General features: G+C 60.9%; 13 protein-coding genes and 1 pseudogene. 9 read left to right on the top strand and 5 right to left on the bottom strand.

All coding sequences use genetic code 11. From position 1 onward, the window contains the following. Window positions 1-214 precede the first annotated feature (214 nt). The gene (locus AC1Q6D_RS07155; protein WP_256590234.1) at window positions 215-943 is read left to right on the top strand and encodes a hypothetical protein; all 729 of its coding nucleotides are present in this window, start codon (window positions 215-217) and stop codon (window positions 941-943) included. Window positions 944-1,114: 171 nt separating this feature from the next. Here the strand turns inward: AC1Q6D_RS07155 and AC1Q6D_RS07150 are convergent, their stop codons facing one another. Continuing rightward, a complete protein-coding gene (locus AC1Q6D_RS07150) occupies window positions 1,115-2,395 on the bottom strand; it encodes a serine/threonine transporter (RefSeq protein WP_103404309.1) in 1,281 nt (426 codons plus the stop codon). 234 nt (window positions 2,396-2,629) lie between these two features. On the opposite strand from AC1Q6D_RS07150, the pseudogene AC1Q6D_RS07145 reads away from it, so the two are divergent. The 5 genes and pseudogenes from AC1Q6D_RS07145 to AC1Q6D_RS07125 form a co-directional block, all read left to right on the top strand. After that, window positions 2,630-2,734: pseudogene (locus AC1Q6D_RS07145) on the top strand (tautomerase family protein); the annotation flags it as partial. A 30-nt stretch (window positions 2,735-2,764) separates the two neighbouring features. Then, window positions 2,765-3,370, top strand: coding sequence for a TetR/AcrR family transcriptional regulator (locus AC1Q6D_RS07140; RefSeq protein ID WP_103404308.1), 606 nt, complete (start codon window positions 2,765-2,767; stop codon window positions 3,368-3,370). Between the two features lie 154 nt (window positions 3,371-3,524). Next, on the top strand, window positions 3,525-4,490 hold the full coding sequence (locus AC1Q6D_RS07135) for a 2-hydroxyacid dehydrogenase (RefSeq protein ID WP_047528244.1): 966 nt from the start codon (window positions 3,525-3,527) through the stop codon (window positions 4,488-4,490). 143 nt (window positions 4,491-4,633) lie between these two features. Then, window positions 4,634-5,701: a phosphotransferase family protein gene (locus tag AC1Q6D_RS07130; RefSeq protein ID WP_103404307.1), complete on the top strand. Its 1,068-nt coding sequence runs from the start codon at window positions 4,634-4,636 to the stop codon at window positions 5,699-5,701. Between the two features lie 135 nt (window positions 5,702-5,836). After that, window positions 5,837-6,604, top strand: coding sequence for an SDR family oxidoreductase (locus AC1Q6D_RS07125; RefSeq protein ID WP_103404306.1), 768 nt, complete (start codon window positions 5,837-5,839; stop codon window positions 6,602-6,604). 423 nt (window positions 6,605-7,027) lie between these two features. On the opposite strand, the gene AC1Q6D_RS07120 is transcribed toward AC1Q6D_RS07125, so the two are convergent. The 4 genes from AC1Q6D_RS07120 to AC1Q6D_RS07105 all read right to left on the bottom strand — a co-directional run bounded on the left by AC1Q6D_RS07120 (window position 7,028) and on the right by AC1Q6D_RS07105 (window position 11,992). Beyond that, window positions 7,028-7,279, bottom strand: a complete 252-nt coding sequence (locus tag AC1Q6D_RS07120; protein ID WP_103404305.1) for a DUF1652 domain-containing protein — start codon at window positions 7,277-7,279, stop codon at window positions 7,028-7,030. A gap of 182 nt (window positions 7,280-7,461) precedes the next feature. Further along, a complete protein-coding gene (locus AC1Q6D_RS07115; RefSeq protein WP_103404304.1) occupies window positions 7,462-8,958 on the bottom strand; it encodes a helix-turn-helix transcriptional regulator in 1,497 nt (498 codons plus the stop codon). 139 nt (window positions 8,959-9,097) lie between these two features. Continuing rightward, the gene (locus tag AC1Q6D_RS07110; RefSeq protein ID WP_103404303.1) at window positions 9,098-10,381 is read right to left on the bottom strand and encodes a Zn-dependent hydrolase; all 1,284 of its coding nucleotides are present in this window, start codon (window positions 10,379-10,381) and stop codon (window positions 9,098-9,100) included. A gap of 126 nt (window positions 10,382-10,507) precedes the next feature. Then, a complete protein-coding gene (locus AC1Q6D_RS07105) occupies window positions 10,508-11,992 on the bottom strand; it encodes an NCS1 family nucleobase:cation symporter-1 (protein ID WP_103404302.1) in 1,485 nt (494 codons plus the stop codon). Window positions 11,993-12,537: 545 nt separating this feature from the next. Here AC1Q6D_RS07105 and hydA point away from each other — a divergent pair. The 3 genes from hydA to preA all read left to right on the top strand — a co-directional run bounded on the left by hydA (window position 12,538) and on the right by preA (window position 16,779). Then, window positions 12,538-13,977: a dihydropyrimidinase gene (gene hydA, locus AC1Q6D_RS07100; protein ID WP_103404301.1), complete on the top strand. Its 1,440-nt coding sequence runs from the start codon at window positions 12,538-12,540 to the stop codon at window positions 13,975-13,977. Between the two features lie 159 nt (window positions 13,978-14,136). Beyond that, complete coding sequence (locus tag AC1Q6D_RS07095; RefSeq protein ID WP_103404300.1) at window positions 14,137-15,504, top strand: NAD(P)-dependent oxidoreductase; 1,368 nt, start codon at window positions 14,137-14,139, stop codon at window positions 15,502-15,504. Then, a complete protein-coding gene (gene preA / locus AC1Q6D_RS07090; RefSeq protein ID WP_103404299.1) occupies window positions 15,505-16,779 on the top strand; it encodes an NAD-dependent dihydropyrimidine dehydrogenase subunit PreA in 1,275 nt (424 codons plus the stop codon). It abuts the gene before it with no gap. Window positions 16,780-16,869 lie beyond the last annotated feature (90 nt).

Below are 16,869 nucleotides of genomic sequence, written 5' to 3'. Positions count from 1 at the left end.
CTACATAGACTTTGGGTTGGGATCACCGCAAGTCTTTTCATGGCAAGTCATTTTGGGCGGGCCATTAAGCGTTTCATTCTCCACCGCATTCCTGTTCCCTCTAATCGGCGGTTTCATGTTCTTTTTGTTCGGGATGGGTTGGGATGACATTTCTCACGCCATAGAAGGGGTTTTCAATGAAGCTAAAGGAATTTCATTTTTGGTGGGATGTTTGATGCTCCTCATCGGCTTGGGAGTCTGGCACCACAACCACAAAAAACGCGCCACCCTCATCCCCACCCGCTTCAACCGTCAACGCCGCGAAGTCTGCTTCATGCCCTCAGGCGCGACCGAGCCACTCTTCGTCCCCTGGGAGTCACTCTCCGCCTGGGTCATCGAAGCCCAGGGCGCCACCCAGTACGGCATCCACCGCCAGTACGGCATGGGCATCGGTTACCACCACGGCGAAACCCTCACCAGCCTCGAATTCCAGTGTGCTGGCCTGCCGCTGGCCATCAGCCATTGGGAAGCCATTCGCGGTTACATGGAATACGAAGTCAACGACCTCAAATCCATTCAGGACCTGCAAGACCTGCAAGGCCCCGACGACCCTCCCCACGAAGGCCTGCACACCTTCCGTAACGCCCGCGCACGCATGCACCAGCAGATCCGCGACGGTTCGCGCAGCCGAACGTCAGGCTTTTTCTGGTACCTGTACCACGTCATGACCTTGTGGACGGTCCCCAACCGCCTCGCCGAGTGGGAAGTGCGCCGCCTCGAAGAAATCGGCAAACAAGCCCTGCCCGACGCCATGCGCGAATGGTCGGAACCGCTGCCGCAAGAGCAATGGGCCAAGCCAAGTGAGGAATTGCTGCGGCTGAGTGAGCAGGTCCGACAGCTGCAAAAGCGCCAGCCGCGACGGCCTATCACCGAGATATTTGCCGAGGTGCAACGCGGACTGTGAATAGAGGAAGGAGGACGTTATGGCGAGGGGTTTCGGTGGGTCAGGTGACTGCGGGTTTTCGCTGCCGCCCTTTAATCCGAAGCAAAAAAAATCGCAGCCTCTGGCAGCACCTGGGAGAAAACACCGTTTTCTACGGAAGCTGCCGAAGGCTGCGATCTCTTGATCTTTAAATCAAGCCGTCAGCGAGTAGACGAGAGCCGTAATCGCCACCAGCCCCACCGCCACCACGAATACGTTGGACGCCTGGCCGCGATAGCGCGCCATGGCCGGTACCTTGCGGATTGCGTACATCGGCATCAGGAACAGGATTGCCGCGATGACCGGGCCACCGAGGGTTTCGATCATGCCGAGGATGCTCGGGTTGAGGGTGGCGACGATCCAGCACACCACCAGCATGAACGCCGCGACGATGCGGTCCAGCGCCTTGGCGCCCGGGCGTTTGCCGCTCTTGACGATCAGGCCTTTCAAGCCTTCGCTGGCGCCGATGTAGTGGCCCAGGAACGACTTGGAAATGGCCACGAAGGCAATCAACGGCGCCGCGAAGGCGATGGTCGGGTTGCTGAAGTGGTTGGCCAGGTACGACAGGATCGACAGGTTCTGCGCCTTCGCCTCGGCCAGTTGTGCCGGGGACAGGGTCAGCACGCAACTGAAGACAAAGAACAGCACCATCACCACCATCAAGGCGTGGGCACGGGACAGGATTTGCGAGCTGCGCTCTTCGGCGTGGTCGCCGTAACGACGCTTCTGATCGACCGCGAACGCCGAGATGATCGGCGAGTGGTTGAACGAAAACACCATCACCGGAATCGCCAGCCACAGGGTGTGCAGCAGCGCCGAGGGCTCAGGCAAGGTGCTGGCCGTGGTCAGGATGCCGCCGTTCCAGTGAGGAATCAGGAACACCGCCAGGAACAGCAAGGCGACAATGAACGGGTACACCATCAGGCTCATGGCCTTGACGATCACCTGCTCGCCACAACGCACCACGGCCAGCAGGCCGAGGATCAGCACCAGCGACAGCAGCGCGCGGGGCGGCGGCATGATGTGCAGTTGATGCTCCAGGAAACTGCCCACGGTGTTGGTCAGGGCCACGCTGTAGATCAACAGGATCGGGAAGATCGCGAAAAAATACAGCAGGGTGATCAGCGCGCCGGCCTGGATGCCGAAATGCTCTTCGACCACTTCGGTGATGTCCGCGCCTTCACGGCCCGACAATACGAAGCGGGTCAGGCCGCGGTGCGCATAGTAGGTCATCGGGAAAGCCAGCAGCGCCAGCACCAGCAAGGGCCAAAAGCCGCCCACGCCCGCGTTGATCGGTAAAAACAGGGTGCCGGCGCCAATCGCCGTGCCAAACAGGCCAAGCATCCAGGTGGTGTCTTGGCGATTCCAGCTCGAAAGGGTCGCTGGTGTCGCGTCTAAATAGCGTTCGTTAACGCTATTGGCCTGATCATTCATCCGGTGGGATCTCCACATTCCGGTCACTTGCCACCCGGTCAGAACGCGTCGGAGTACCCGACAGGTAGCGCCCTGGCCGAAACAGGGGCGCGATTGTCCGGGATTAGTGAACAGAAGCAAAGACTTAGGTGAGGAACGGTGGTGCCAGGTGGCTGAAATCTAACAAGCTACTGGCCCTGTAGGAGCGAGCTTGCTCGCGATGACACAGCGCTGTAAAACCATCGTCGAGCGCCTGACGCGCAACTGGCGGTGCGCCTTGAAGACGTTTTCATTAATCTGGCGGAAGTGAAGCAAGAGAACGGGTCGTGCGGTAATGGCATTGCTCAATACGCGATCTGATGTCCCATTTGAATTTTTGTGAGCCCACCCATGCCCCGAGTCTCCCGCAAGCAAGCCGACCTCAACCGCGAAATCATCGTCGAGGCGGCCACGCGGCTGTTTCGCGAGCGCGGCCTGCACGGGATCAGCGTCGTCGATGTGATGGGCGCGGCGGGGCTGACCCACGGCGGGTTCTATGGTCACTTTGAATCGAAGGAGGCGCTGGCCGTTGAGGCCAGTGGCCGGGCGTTCGAACAGGCGGCAGGGCGCTGGCGGGAGTGGATTGTGGCGGCCGAGGACCACGCCACCGCACGCCGCGCCTTGATCGAGCCCTACCTGTCGACCGCCAGCCGCGACAACCCGGGTAACAGCTGCCCGGTGGTGGCGTTTGCCGGTGACATGTGCCACGAGCCTGCCGACAGCGCCTTGCGCGAGACGTTCATGACCGGCTTGAACAGGCTGCTCGATACCCTGAGTCAACTGATGGACTCGGACGACGCCGCCCGTAACCGCCAGCAAGCGCTGGCGCAGTATTCGCTGATGGTCGGAGCGTTGACGCTGGCCCGCGCCACGCGTGGCGACGCCCTGTCGGATGAAATTCTGGAGGCGGCCAAGGGCTTTCTCGGCGCGGAGCCTGCATCCCCTGCCCCACGCTGAATGCCTGGCCACCCCACAGAAAACCCTCGCCTGCCGCGCCAGCTCCTACACTGAGTGACGCGGCACCGATGTTGCTGATTGCCAGGACGTCCGGCAGCCAGCAATCTCCACCGATGTTCGAGTCCAAAATACCGATGCCCACAGGGAGCCAAGCATGCCTGCAACCGTTCTGGTACTGGTCGAAACCATCAATGATTATCTGCCCATCCTCGAACATCAGGGCTTTCACCTGATACTGGCGCCTACGCCTGCCGAACGCGCCGAGGCCATCACCCGGCACAGCGGCCAGATCAACGCGGTCCTGACCCGCGGCCCATTGGGCCTGTATGCCGATGAAATCGCTGCCCTGCCCAATCTGAAGATCATATGCGTGATCGGCGCCGGTTATGAGCATGTCGACCTGCAAGCGGCGGCCGACCGCGGCATCACCGTCACCAATGGCGCCGGGGTCAACGCCTCTTCAGTGGCGGACCATGCCATGGCCCTGCTGCTGTCACTGGTACGCGATGTTCCGCGCTGCGACGCTGCCGTGCGCCGGGGCGAGTGGCCGAAGATCATGCGCCCTTCCCTGTCCGGCAAACGCCTGGGCATCCTCGGCCTCGGCGCCGTTGGCATGGCCATCGCCAAACGCGCCGCCAACGGCTTCGACATGAGCGTGAGCTACCACAACCGGCAACATCGCAGCGACGTGTCCTACGCCTTCTGTTCCACGCCCACTGAACTGGCGCGCGCCTCGGACTTTCTGGTTATCGCCACTCCGGGAGGCCTGACCACCAAACACCTGATCAATCGCCAGGTGCTCGACGCCCTCGGGCCCAAGGGCTTTCTGGTCAACATTGCCCGGGCCAGCGTGGTGGTCACCGCCGACCTGATCAGCGCCCTGGAACAACGCCGCATCGCCGGGGCCGCACTGGATGTCTTCGATGCCGAACCTCATGTGCCGGATGCACTCAAGTCACTGACCAATGTGGTGCTCACCCCGCACGTCGCCGGATTGTCCCCGGAAGCGATCGAAGGCACGGTTGAACTGGTGGGCCGCAACCTCGTGGCGTTCTTTTCCGGGCAACCGGTGCTCACCCCGGTTGAATTGCCGACCCGTATCAGTAACGCGGTCCTGTAGGACAATTCAAACAGGCGTATCAAAAATAATGATTGCCCGGCAACACGCTCACCTATAAGGGCCGTTCATGGTTGTGGGTGCCGGGTGGGCGCATTAGATTAGTCAATAGTTTCAGGCCTCCAGAATAAGCAGAAGGGATAAGCATGGCGCTTACTGACCAGTCCACCCGTATCCGCACCGGCGAAGAAGTCGATGCCAGCCTGATCGATCCTTACCTCAAGGCGCACATCCCAGGCCTCAGCGGCTTGCCGCAGATCAGCCAGTTCCCTGGGGGCGCATCGAACCTCACCTACTTGCTGGAATACCCCGAACAGGAATTCGTCCTGCGTCGCCCGCCCTTCGGCCACAAAGCCAAGTCCGCCCACGACATGGGCCGTGAGTTTCGCATCCTCAACCAGCTCCGCGAGGGTTTTCCCTACTGCCCCAAGGCTTACGTGCACTGCACCGATGAATCGGTGATCGGCGCCGAGTTCTACGTGATGGAACGGGTCAAGGGGATCATCCTGCGTTCTGAACTGCCGTCGGAGCTCGGCCTGGATGCCGCGAAAACCGAAGCCTTGTGCAAGAGCTTCATCGACAAGTTCGTCGAGCTGCACCGGGTCGACTACAACGCCTACGGCCTGGGCGATCTCGGCAAGCCCCAAGGTTACGTGGCGCGCCAGATCAAAGGCTGGAGCGACCGCTACGAGAAGGCCCTGACGCCCGACGCGCCACAATGGGAAGTGGTCAAAGCCTGGCTCAACGACAAGATGCCGGCCGATCACCCGACCTCCAGCATCGTCCACAACGACTACCGCTTCGACAACGTTATCCTCGATCCGAACAACCCGATGCAGATCATCGGGGTGCTCGACTGGGAACTGACCACCCTCGGCGACCCCTTGATGGACCTGGGCAACACCCTCGCCTACTGGATCGAAGCCGGTGACCCGGCGCCGGTGCAACTGATGCGTCGCCAGCCAAGCCACGCGCCGGGCATGCTGACCCGCCGCGAGTTCGTCGATTACTACGCCGAGCGCTCCGGCATCCGGATCGACAACTTCGACTTCTACTACACCTACGGCCTGTTCCGCCTGGCCGGCATCGTGCAGCAGATCTACTACCGCTTCTACCATGGCCAGACCCAGGACAAACGCTTCGCGCAGTTCATTCACATGAACAAACTGCTGGAGCAGATGAGCCTGCAGGTCATCCAGAAATCCAGCCTGTGACGGTACGCGATCCCTGCGGGCGCGATCCCGCTCGCGAAAATCGTGAACGATAACGCGCACTGACTGGCCTCAACTGAACAGCATTGGCAGCACCCGGTATTTGACTCGATAACAAGACTTTTTTAAGGGAATCCCATGTCCAAGACCCAGTTGTTCGACCTCGACGGCAAGATCGCATTCGTCTCCGGCGCCAGCCGTGGCATCGGTGAAGCCATCGCCAGGCTGCTGGCGCAGCAAGGCGCCCATGTCATCGTGTCGAGTCGCAAAATCGAGGGCTGCCAGCACGTGGCCGACGCGATCATCGCGGCGGGCGGCAAGGCCACCGCCATCGCCTGCCATATCGGTGAAATGGAGCAGATCAGCCAGGTCTTCGCCGCCATCAAGGAACAATTCGGGCGTCTGGACATCCTGGTCAACAACGCGGCGACCAACCCGCAGTTCTGCAACGTGCTGGACACCGACCTCAGCGCCTTCCAGAAAACCGTCGACGTGAACATTCGCGGCTACTTCTTCATGTCGGTGGAAGCCGGCAAGCTGATGCGTGAAAACGGCGGCGGCAGCATCATCAACGTCGCTTCGATCAACGGCGTCTCGCCGGGCGTGTTCCAGGGCATCTATTCGGTGACCAAGGCTGCCGTGATTAACATGACCAAGGTGTTCGCCAAGGAATGTGCGCAGTTCGGCATCCGCTGCAACGCCCTGTTGCCGGGCCTGACCGACACCAAGTTCGCTTCGGCGCTGGTCAAGAACGAGGCCATCCTCAATACCGCGCTGGCACAGATTCCGCTCAAGCGCGTGGCCGACCCGAGCGAAATGGCGGGCGCCGTACTTTACCTGGCGAGCGATGCGTCGAGCTATACCACCGGTGTATCGCTGAATGTGGACGGTGGCTTCCTGTCCTGATCCCGGTTCAGCAGATGCGCAAAAGGCAGTCCTCGGGACTGCCTTTTTTGTGCCCGCTTTACTGCGTCACGCAGCGGGTGGTCGTCGTGACCCGGGTCACCTCGCCTTCGGCCCTCACATCGCCCATGACATCGGTTTTATCCAGGGTCTGGCAGGTGCGTTCAGGGGGTGGAGGCGGTGCGGCGGGAGGTGGCGGAGGCGGACTGGCACAGCCGCCGAGAATCAAGGCGCAGAGTACAAGCGACGTTGGAGCAAAAACGCGTTTCCCAAGACTGTTCATAGGATGACCCGCGAGAAAAGGATGTACACAGGGGTGTGACAACAAAACACCGCCCAAAAGTTCACGGGGCAGGTGCAGAAAGATCACTTTTATACATTCTTGTCGCGTAACCAGCCGTCCAGACCGGAAAAACCTGACGATTCCTACACCACCGGGTCGGGGCGTTGCAGGCTGTTGCTCTCCAGTTCATAACGCAGCTCTTCAATGAGCGTCGCGATCGATTCGGGCGTCTGCAGCCTCGTCATGTTCAAACCGCTGACCACCAGATCAACTTGTCCGGTCACCGGGTGATAGAGCTTGATGGTCAACGAGTGTTCGCCCGTGACCGCACATTCACAGGCCAATGGTGAAAAGGTTCGCTCAAGCTGCGTCCGCAGTTGCGCCAGGCTCATCATTGCGGTGGCCCTCGGCGGCAAACAGCTGCGCAGAAATAACGTTGTAGGTGCATGGCTGGTCCTTTTAGCGATTTCGGAGCGTGCGAATGATCCGAAACTGTCATTCGCACGCGCTCAGCCTAAGGCTTGCCACCTGCTGGCCAGAACGTGAATTTGCACCGTATCACCTAGTGCATTTGCACCTACCGTTGACCCTTCTGTCTCCATGTGCCGGAAAACAACCCGCGTTCGCGTGCCCAGACAATCGCCTCGCTACGACTGTGCACATCAAGCTTGGAGTACACCGTCGCCACATGATTGCGCACCGTGTTCGGTGCCAGCTTCAGGCGCGCTGCGATTTCCTTGTCGGCCAGGCCTTCGCAGATCAACTCCAGCACATCGCGCTCCCTGGCCGTCAGGTCAGTGAAGGACACGCTGGGCAACTGCGGCGAGTTGACGTGCTTCACGTTGGCGAGCTTTTCGATCAGCGTGCGACTGAACCAGGAAGCGTCTTTCATCACCTCTTCAATGGCCGACACCAACTCCAGCTCGGTGCGTTTGCGCTCGGTGATGTCCATCAACACCAGCAGGTAGCAGGCACTGTCCTGAATGTTCACGGTGTCAGCGGAAACCGCGCAATCCATCAGTTCGGTATCTTTCTTTCGAACGCGAACATCAACCCGATCCAGACGTCCGGTTTTCTCCAGGGCGCTGAACAGTTTTGTCCTCGCGCCCTTATCGTGGATGAAGTCGATGTCGGCGATGGTCTTGCCCTGCACTTCCTCGCGGGGATACGCGAGGGATTCGAGAAACGCCTCGTTGACATCCATCACCACCTGATCGCTGGCACTGCACACCAGGATCGGCACGGGCGTCAGGCCAAATGCCTTGGCAAAGCGCTCCTCGCTCTGGCGCAGGGCGACTTCAGCCTTGCGCCGCGGCTCCACGTCGACGAAGGAAAACAGCATGCAGGGCTCATCGTTGAGCTCAAGCGGCTGGCCGGCGACGATGACCTGTTTGCTTCCCCCGCCGGCCACGCGCAGTTCGGCCTGCATTTGCGGAATGGTCGCGCCTTCGCGCAAACGTTGCTTGGCCAGGTCCTTGTCTTGCGCCTGGTCCAATATATCCAGTTCATAAGTGGAGCTACCGATCACCTGATCACGGGCATAACCGGTCATTTCGAGGAAGCCGGGATTGACCTTGATGTAGCGCAAATCGCTGAGCCGGCAGATCACCGCCGGGGCCGGGTTGGCGGCGAAGGTTTTCTCGAAGCGCTGCTCGGCGCTGGCCCACTCGGAGACATCGTCCATGATCAGCACCAACGACTCCGGCTCACCGTGGCTGTCGGTGACCACCAGGCTGCGCACCTTATGCACCCAGGTACGTTCTTCGTCATCAACCGGGGTCAGCTCGACCAGCACATCACTGAAGGTCTCGCCTCGGGCGACACGGCTGATCGGGTAACTGGCCACCGGCACCGGGTGATGGTTGCGATAACGCAGGGCAAAGCGGCGTGCGTATTCCCCGGCGTTCGCCCCGAGTTCCCCGATCCGCTCGATGCCGTGCATGGCCAGCGCGGCATCATTGGCCCAGACGATGGTCTGGTCGAGATCGAGCAGAATCACCCCGTCGGACAGGCCCGTGATGATCTGCTGCAATTGGCGGCGGCTGGTTTCTGTGGTCAGGACGTCTTGGCTCATTGCATCTCCATACCTGCGGCGGAGCAATTGCACTCCGGTGACAAGTACGACCGCCAGAGCCTGCAATCGTGCGAAGTTCCTGCACGCGTTCGACCAGCACTGCCTTCACGGGATGCCGAGGGTTACGGTCTGTTGCGCTTCAAGCGGCCAATTGCCCACTGGCAATCGCCGCCGAAGCCGCCAGCATGGCCCGCAACAACACCGCACAACCGGCCGCCAGGTCATCCGGCGCGGCGTTTTCGATTTCGTTGTGGCTGATGCCGCCTTCGCAGGGGACGAAGATCATCCCGGCGGGGCCGAGTTCAGCGAGGAAGATCGCGTCGTGCCCTGCTCCGCTGACGATGTCCATGTGCGACAGGCCCAAGCCTTGTGCCGCACCGCGCACGGCTTCAACGCACCCCTTGTCGAAATACAGCGGCGGGAAGTCGGCGGTCGGGGTGAGTTCGTAGGTCAGGCCGTGTTCCTCGCAGGTGGTTTCGATGACTTCGCGGACTTCGGCGATCATCGAGTCCAGCCGTGCCGGATCGAGATGGCGGAAGTCCAGGGTCATGCGCACTTCGCCGGGAATGACGTTGCGTGAACCGGGATAGGCTTGCAGGCAACCGACTGTGCCGCAGGCGTGGGGTTGATGGCCGAGGGCGGCGCGATTGACCGCGCCGACGATCACCGCGGCACCGACCAGCGCGTCCTTGCGCAGATGCATCGGCGTCGGCCCGGCATGGGCTTCGACGCCGCGCAGTTTCAGGTCGAACCATTTCTGCCCGAGGGCGCCCATGACCACGCCAATGGTCTTGCGCTCGTCCTCGAGAATCGGGCCTTGCTCGATATGCGCTTCGAAATAGGCGCCCACCGCGTGGCCGCTGACCGCGCGCGACCCCGCGTAACCAATCGCGTTCAACGCCTCGCCCACGGTAACGCCCTCGGCGTCGACCTTGGCCAGGGTTTCCTCGAGGGTGAATTTTTCCGCGAACACGCCGGAGCCCATCATGCACGGGGCGAAACGCGAGCCTTCTTCGTTGGTCCAGACCACCACTTCCAGCGGCGCTTCGGTTTCCACGCCCAGATCATTGAGGGTGCGCAGCACTTCGACCCCGGCCAGTACGCCGAAGCAGCCGTCGAACTTGCCGCCGGTGGGCTGGGTGTCAATGTGGCTGCCGGTCATCACCGGCGGCAGGTCCGGATTGCGTCCGGGGCGCCGGGCGAAGATGTTGCCCACGGCATCGATGCTGACGGTGCAGCCCGCCTCTTCACACCATTTGACGAAAATATCCCGGGCCTGGCGATCGAGGTCGGTCAGGGCCAGGCGACAAACGCCGCCCTTGACCGTGGCGCCGAGTTTGGCCAATTCCATGAGCGACTGCCACAGACGGTCGCGGTTGATGTGCTGATGGGTGGACTGCAGAACCTCTACAGCAGCGTTCATGATGATCTCCTCAAGCAATTCTTATGGTTTCTATCAGGCATTTCGTCGGTGTGTTTGAGGCCGTCATCGCGAGCAGGCTCGCTCCCACAGGGGTGACGCGTACCCAGCTCGCGACAGGGCCAGCCGCTACACCGCCGATTTCACGGCAGACGGCTGCGCCCGCATCGAGCACAACCCGTAATAAATCAACCCGCCCAGGGCCGAGCCGGTGAACCAGCCGTAGCTGTAGAACCAGCTGAAGGCATCGCTGCCCAACGACAGCAGCGTCAGCACCACCGGCACACCGAAGGCCAGGAACCCGTTCCAGTTCCATGCCGGGTACACGTCATCGCGGTACAGCCCGGCGAGGTCCAGTTGCTGTTTCTTGATCAGGAAATAGTCCACCACCATGATCCCGGCAATCGGCCCCAATAGACTGGAATAGCCCAGCAACCAGTTGGAATAGACGGTTTCCAGGCTCACGTCAGAAACGATCAGGCCCAGTTTTTTCAGCAGCTCATGGGCCATCAGCGCCAGGCCGACAAACCCGGTCAGCAGTACGGCTTTGGTGCGGTTGATCACCTTGGGCGCAATGTTCTGGAAGTCGTTGGTCGGCGAAACGATGTTGGCCGCGGTGTTGGTGGACAACGTAGCGATGATGATCAGCGCCATGGCCACCGCGACCCAGACCGGACTCTGGATATGGCCGATCAGCGTCACCGGGTCGGAGACGGTCACGCCCACCAGTTTCACCGACGCGGCGGTCATCACCACGCCCAGCGAGGCGAACAGGAACATGGTCAGCGGCAAACCGATGATCTGCCCGACAATCTGGTCCTTCTGGCTTTTCGCATAGCGGCTGAAGTCCGGGATGTTCAGCGACAGAGTGGCCCAGAAGCCGACCATCGCGGTCAATCCGGCGGCGAAATAACTGGCCACGCCGGCCCCTTCGGGACGCTTGGCCGGAATCGCCAGCAGTTCAGTCATCGACACATTGGGCATGGCCCACACCAGCAAGCCTGCGCCTACCGCCACCAGCAATGGCGCAGACAGGGTTTCCAGCCATTTGATCGACTCGGCGCCACGAATCACCACCCACAGGTTCAGCGCCCAGAAGATCATGAAGCCGATGACTTCACCGGTGCCGCCCAGGGATTTCCAGCCGTCGAACACCGACCCCAGGAACAGGTGAATCGCCAGGCCGCCGAACATGGTCTGGATGCCGAACCAGCCGCACGCCACCAAGGCACGGATCAGGCACGGAATGTTGGAACCGAGGACGCCGAAGGACGAGCGCAGCAACACCGGAAACGGGATGCCGTACTTGGTGCCGGGAAAGGCGTTCAGGGTCAGCGGGATCAATACGATGATGTTGGCAAACAGGATCGCCAGCAGCGCTTCGCCGACGCTCAGCCCGAAATAGGCCGTCAGCACGCCGCCCAGGGTGTAGGTCGGCACGCAAACCGCCATTCCGATCCACAAGGCCGTGATGTGCCATTTGTTCCAGGTTCGTTCGCGCACCTTGGTCGGTGCCATGTCGTGGTTGTATCGGGGACTGTCGAGGACGTCGCTGCCGGCCTCCAACTCAAACAAGCCGTCGCGCTCGGTCACTTGCGATCTGATCTGTTGCATGGCCGCTCCATTGTTGTTTTGTATTGCTCATCGAGGGCTGGCGGCATCAATAAACGTGCCGGATACCCCGCTTACGCATCGGGCAGTTCCATAAACGTTTTATAAATATTTGATTATTAACAGTTTTATTTATTCATCCATTCAGTCTTCGGTCACTTGCCATGCCACTCAGGCCGAATGTCAGGCAAGTTGTCCGAACAGTCAGGTCTCAATCTGGTGCGTGAATCTTTTTTTAAACGGTGCGCATCAACCATAGACCATTCTCAAACAGCTGATTTCACATAAGAAATCTTGACCATATTTGAATCCTGTCAAGTGCGTCAAAATGGTGAGAGGCCTCACCATTTTGGTGATTTTTAATTTTTACTGTTAAAAATCAATAATTTAAAACGCATATAAGCTTATAAAAATTATTCTTGCTGATTTCAATAACACCAGCTAGCTTTCAATCTTGACAGCGATGACAGGAATACACCTGTGCAACTCGCTTCATATAAAACATTGAGAGCCGGCATCAGCCGGTCATTGCCTGCGAGGAACTCGGAATGTCTCTGTTGATCCGTGGCGCCACCGTTATTACCCATGATGAAAGTTATCGCGCCGATGTGTATTGCGCAGACGGCGTGATCAAGGCCATCGGCGAAGACCTCGAGGCTCCCACAGGCGCCGAAATACTCGACGGCAGCGGCCAATACCTGATGCCCGGCGGCATCGACCCGCACACCCACATGCAACTGCCCTTCATGGGCACCGTGGCCAGCGAAGACTTTTACAGCGGCACGGCGGCCGGTCTGGCCGGCGGCACCACGTCGATCATCGATTTCGTGATTCCCAACCCCCAACAATCACTGATGGAAGCGTTCCATCAGTGGCGTGGCTGGGCCGAGAAGTCGGCTTCCGATTACGGCTTCCACGTCGCCATCACCTGGTGGAGCGAGCAAGTCCGCGAAGAAATGGCCGAGTTGGTGAAACACCACGGGGTCAACAGCTTCAAGCATTTCATGGCCTACAAGAATGCGATCATGGCCGCCGACGACACGCTGGTGGCGAGTTTTGAACGATGCCTGGAGCTCGGCGCGGTGCCCACCGTGCACGCGGAAAACGGCGAGCTGGTCTATCACCTGCAACGCAAGTTGATGGCCCAGGGCATGACCGGGCCGGAGGCGCATCCCCTGTCGCGTCCGTCGCAAGTGGAAGGCGAAGCGGCGAGCCGGGCGATCCGCATCGCAGAAACCCTGGGCACACCGTTGTACCTGGTGCACGTCTCGACCAGGGAAGCCCTCGACGAAATCACCTATGCCCGCGCCAAGGGCCAACCGGTTTACGGCGAAGTACTGGCCGGGCACCTGTTGCTGGACGACAGCGTCTATCAACACCCGGACTGGCAGACCGCCGCCGGTTACGTGATGAGCCCGCCGTTCCGCCCTGTCGGGCATCAGGAAGCGCTCTGGCATGGCCTGCAAGCCGGCAACCTGCACACCACCGCCACCGACCACTGCTGCTTCTGCGCCGAACAGAAGGCCGCCGGCAAGGACGATTTCAGCAAGATCCCCAATGGCACTGCCGGCATCGAAGACCGTATGGCCGTGCTTTGGGACGAAGGGGTGAACACCGGGCGTTTGTCGATGCAGCACTTCGTGGCGCTGACCTCCACCAACACCGCGAAAATCTTCAATCTCTACCCGCGCAAAGGCGCGATCCGCGTCGGCGCCGATGCCGACCTGGTGCTGTGGGACCCTCAGGGCACGCGCACGATTTCCGCCAAGACCCACCACCAGCAAGTCGACTTCAACATCTTCGAAGGCAAGACCGTGCGCGGCGTGCCCAGCCATACCATCAGCCAGGGCCGGGTGGTCTGGGCCGACGGCGATCTGCGCGCCGAACGCGGAGCCGGGCGCTACATCGAGCGGCCGGCGTATCCGGCGGTGTTTGATTTGCTGAGCAAGCGCGCCGAGTTGAATCAGCCGGTTGCCGTGAAACGCTGAAATCGGCCTTCGACCTATCGCGGGCAAGCCCGCTCCCACAGGTTTTGTGAACACCTGAAATCCCTGTGGGAGCCAGCCTGCTGGCGATGGCGTCAGCCCGAACCACACAAAAACAATGCCCGACAGAGGCAGCACCGCCATCACCGTGAGGCCAATACCGTGATCAAGACCCTGAACCACCTCCCCCATCCCGTAGAGCAGGCGGCCGTCCTCGCCAGTCATTTCACCGACCTGGCACCGCCGCTCAACGATCGACAGGCTCACCTTGAAGCCTCGCGCTGCCTGTATTGCTACGACGCACCGTGCGTGAATGCCTGCCCGAGCGAGATCGATATTCCATCGTTCATCCGCAACATCCATCAGGACAACGTGCAGGGCGCGGCGCAGAAAATCCTCTCGGCCAATATCCTCGGCGGCAGTTGCGCCCGGGTCTGCCCCACCGAAATTCTTTGCCAGCAAGCCTGCGTGCGCAACAACGCTCAGGAGTGCGCACCGGTGCTGATCGGCCTGCTGCAGCGTTACGCGGTGGACAACGCGCACTTCAGCGAACACCCCTTCCCCCGTGCCGCCGCCACCGGCAAACGCATCGCCGTGGTCGGTGCCGGGCCAGCGGGTTTGTCCTGCGCCCATCGCAGCGCCATGCACGGCCATGACGTGGTGATTTTCGAAGCCCGTGAAAAAGCCGGCGGCCTCAATGAATACGGGATCGCCAAGTACAAACTGGTGGATGACTACGCGCAGAAGGAGTTGGAGTTCCTGCTGCAGATCGGCGGGATCGAGATCCGTCACGGGCAAAAACTCGGCGAGAACCTGAGCCTGACTGAACTGCATCAGCAATTCGATGCGGTGTTCCTCGGCCTGGGTCTGGCGGCGAGCAAGCAATTGGGGCTGGCCCATGAAAACGCGCCGGGACTGCTGGCCGCGACCGACTACATCCACGAACTGCGCCAGGCCGATGACCTGACTCAACTGCCATTGGCTGATCGTTGCATCGTACTCGGTGCCGGCAATACCGCCATCGACATGGCCGTGCAGATGGCCCGCCTCGGGGCCCGTGACGTCAATCTGGTGTACCGCCGTGGCGCCGAGGACATGGGTGCCACCCACCACGAACAGGACATCGCCAAGGCCAATCAGGTGCGCCTGATGACCTGGGCACAACCCGAAGAAGTCCTGCTCGACGCCAACGGTCGCGTGCGCGGCATGCGTTTCGCGCGCACGCATCTGGTCGAAGGCCGCCTGCAAACCACCGGCGAAACCTTTGAACTGGCCGCCGACGCCATCTTCAAGGCCATCGGCCAGGCCTTCGACAGCAGCGCCCTCGCCGACCCGCTGGCCCGTGAACTCAAGCGCCAGGGGGATCGCATCGAAGTCGATGAGCACCTGCGCACCAGCGTCCCCGGGGTGTATGCCGGCGGCGATTGCACCAGCCTCGACCAGGACCTCACCGTGCAGGCGGTGCAGCACGGCAAATTGGCCGCCGAGGCCATCAACGCTCATCTGATGCTCAACGTGGAGGCTGCGTAAATGGCCGATCTCTCGATTGTCTTCGCCGGCATCAAAAGCCCCAACCCGTTCTGGCTGGCCTCGGCGCCGCCCACCGACAAGGCCTACAACGTGGTCCGCGCCTTTGAGGCCGGATGGGGTGGCGTGGTCTGGAAAACCCTGGGTGAAGACCCGGCGGCGGTCAACGTATCGTCGCGCTACTCGGCGCACTTCGGTCCTAACCGTGAAGTGATGGGCTTCAACAACATCGAACTGATCACCGACCGCTCGCTGGAGATCAACCTGCGGGAAATCACCCAGGTCAAAAAGGACTGGCCGGACCGCGCGCTCATCGTGTCGTTGATGGTGCCCTGCGTCGAAGAATCGTGGAAACACATCCTGCCGCTGGTGGAAGCCACCGGTGCCGACGGCATCGAACTGAACTTCGGTTGCCCCCATGGCATGCCGGAACGCGGGATGGGCGCGGCGGTCGGTCAGGTGCCGGAATACGTCGAACAGGTCACCCGCTGGTGCAAGACCTATTGCTCGCTGCCGGTGATCGTCAAGCTGACGCCGAACATCACCGACATCCGCGTGGCGGCCCGCGCGGCGCACCGTGGCGGCGCGGATGCGGTGTCGCTGATCAACACCATCAACTCGATCACCAGCGTCAACCTGGAACGCATGGTCGCCAACCCCATGGTCGGCAGCCAGAGCACCCACGGCGGCTACTGCGGCTCGGCGGTCAAGCCGATCGCCTTGAACATGGTCGCCGAAATCGCCCGAGATCCTCAGACCCGTGGCCTGCCCATCAGCGGCATCGGCGGCATCGGCAACTGGCGCGATGCGGCGGAATTCATGGCCCTGGGTTGCGGCTCGGTGCAGGTGTGCACGGCGGCCATGCTGCATGGCTTCCGGATTGTCGAGGAGATGAAGGACGGCCTGTCACGCTGGATGGACAGTCAGGGTTACGCCAGCATTTCAGCGTTTTCCGGGCGTGCCGTGGGCAACACCACCGACTGGAAGTACCTGGACATCAACTATCAGGTCATCGCCAAAATCGACCAGGACGCCTGCATCGGTTGCGGCCGCTGCCACATCGCCTGCGAAGACACCTCGCACCAGGCGGTGGCCAGCCTCAAGCAGGCGGACGGCACACACAAGTATCAAGTGATCGACGATGAATGCGTGGGCTGCAATCTGTGCCAGATCACCTGCCCGGTGCAGGACTGCATCGAGATGGTGCCGGTGGAAAACGGCAAGCCGTTTCTGGACTGGAACCATGACCCGAGGAATCCCTATCACGTCAGTCCTTGAGGTTTTCAGCGTCTGAGATGACGCCTTCGCGGGCAAGCCCGCTCCCACAGGTTTCTCTGGTGTACACAGGCTTTGTGTACGACCTGAAAC

The sequence above is a fragment of the Pseudomonas sp. MT92 genome (assembly GCF_058792515.1).
This window is presented reverse-complemented; position numbering and strand designations above follow the sequence as displayed.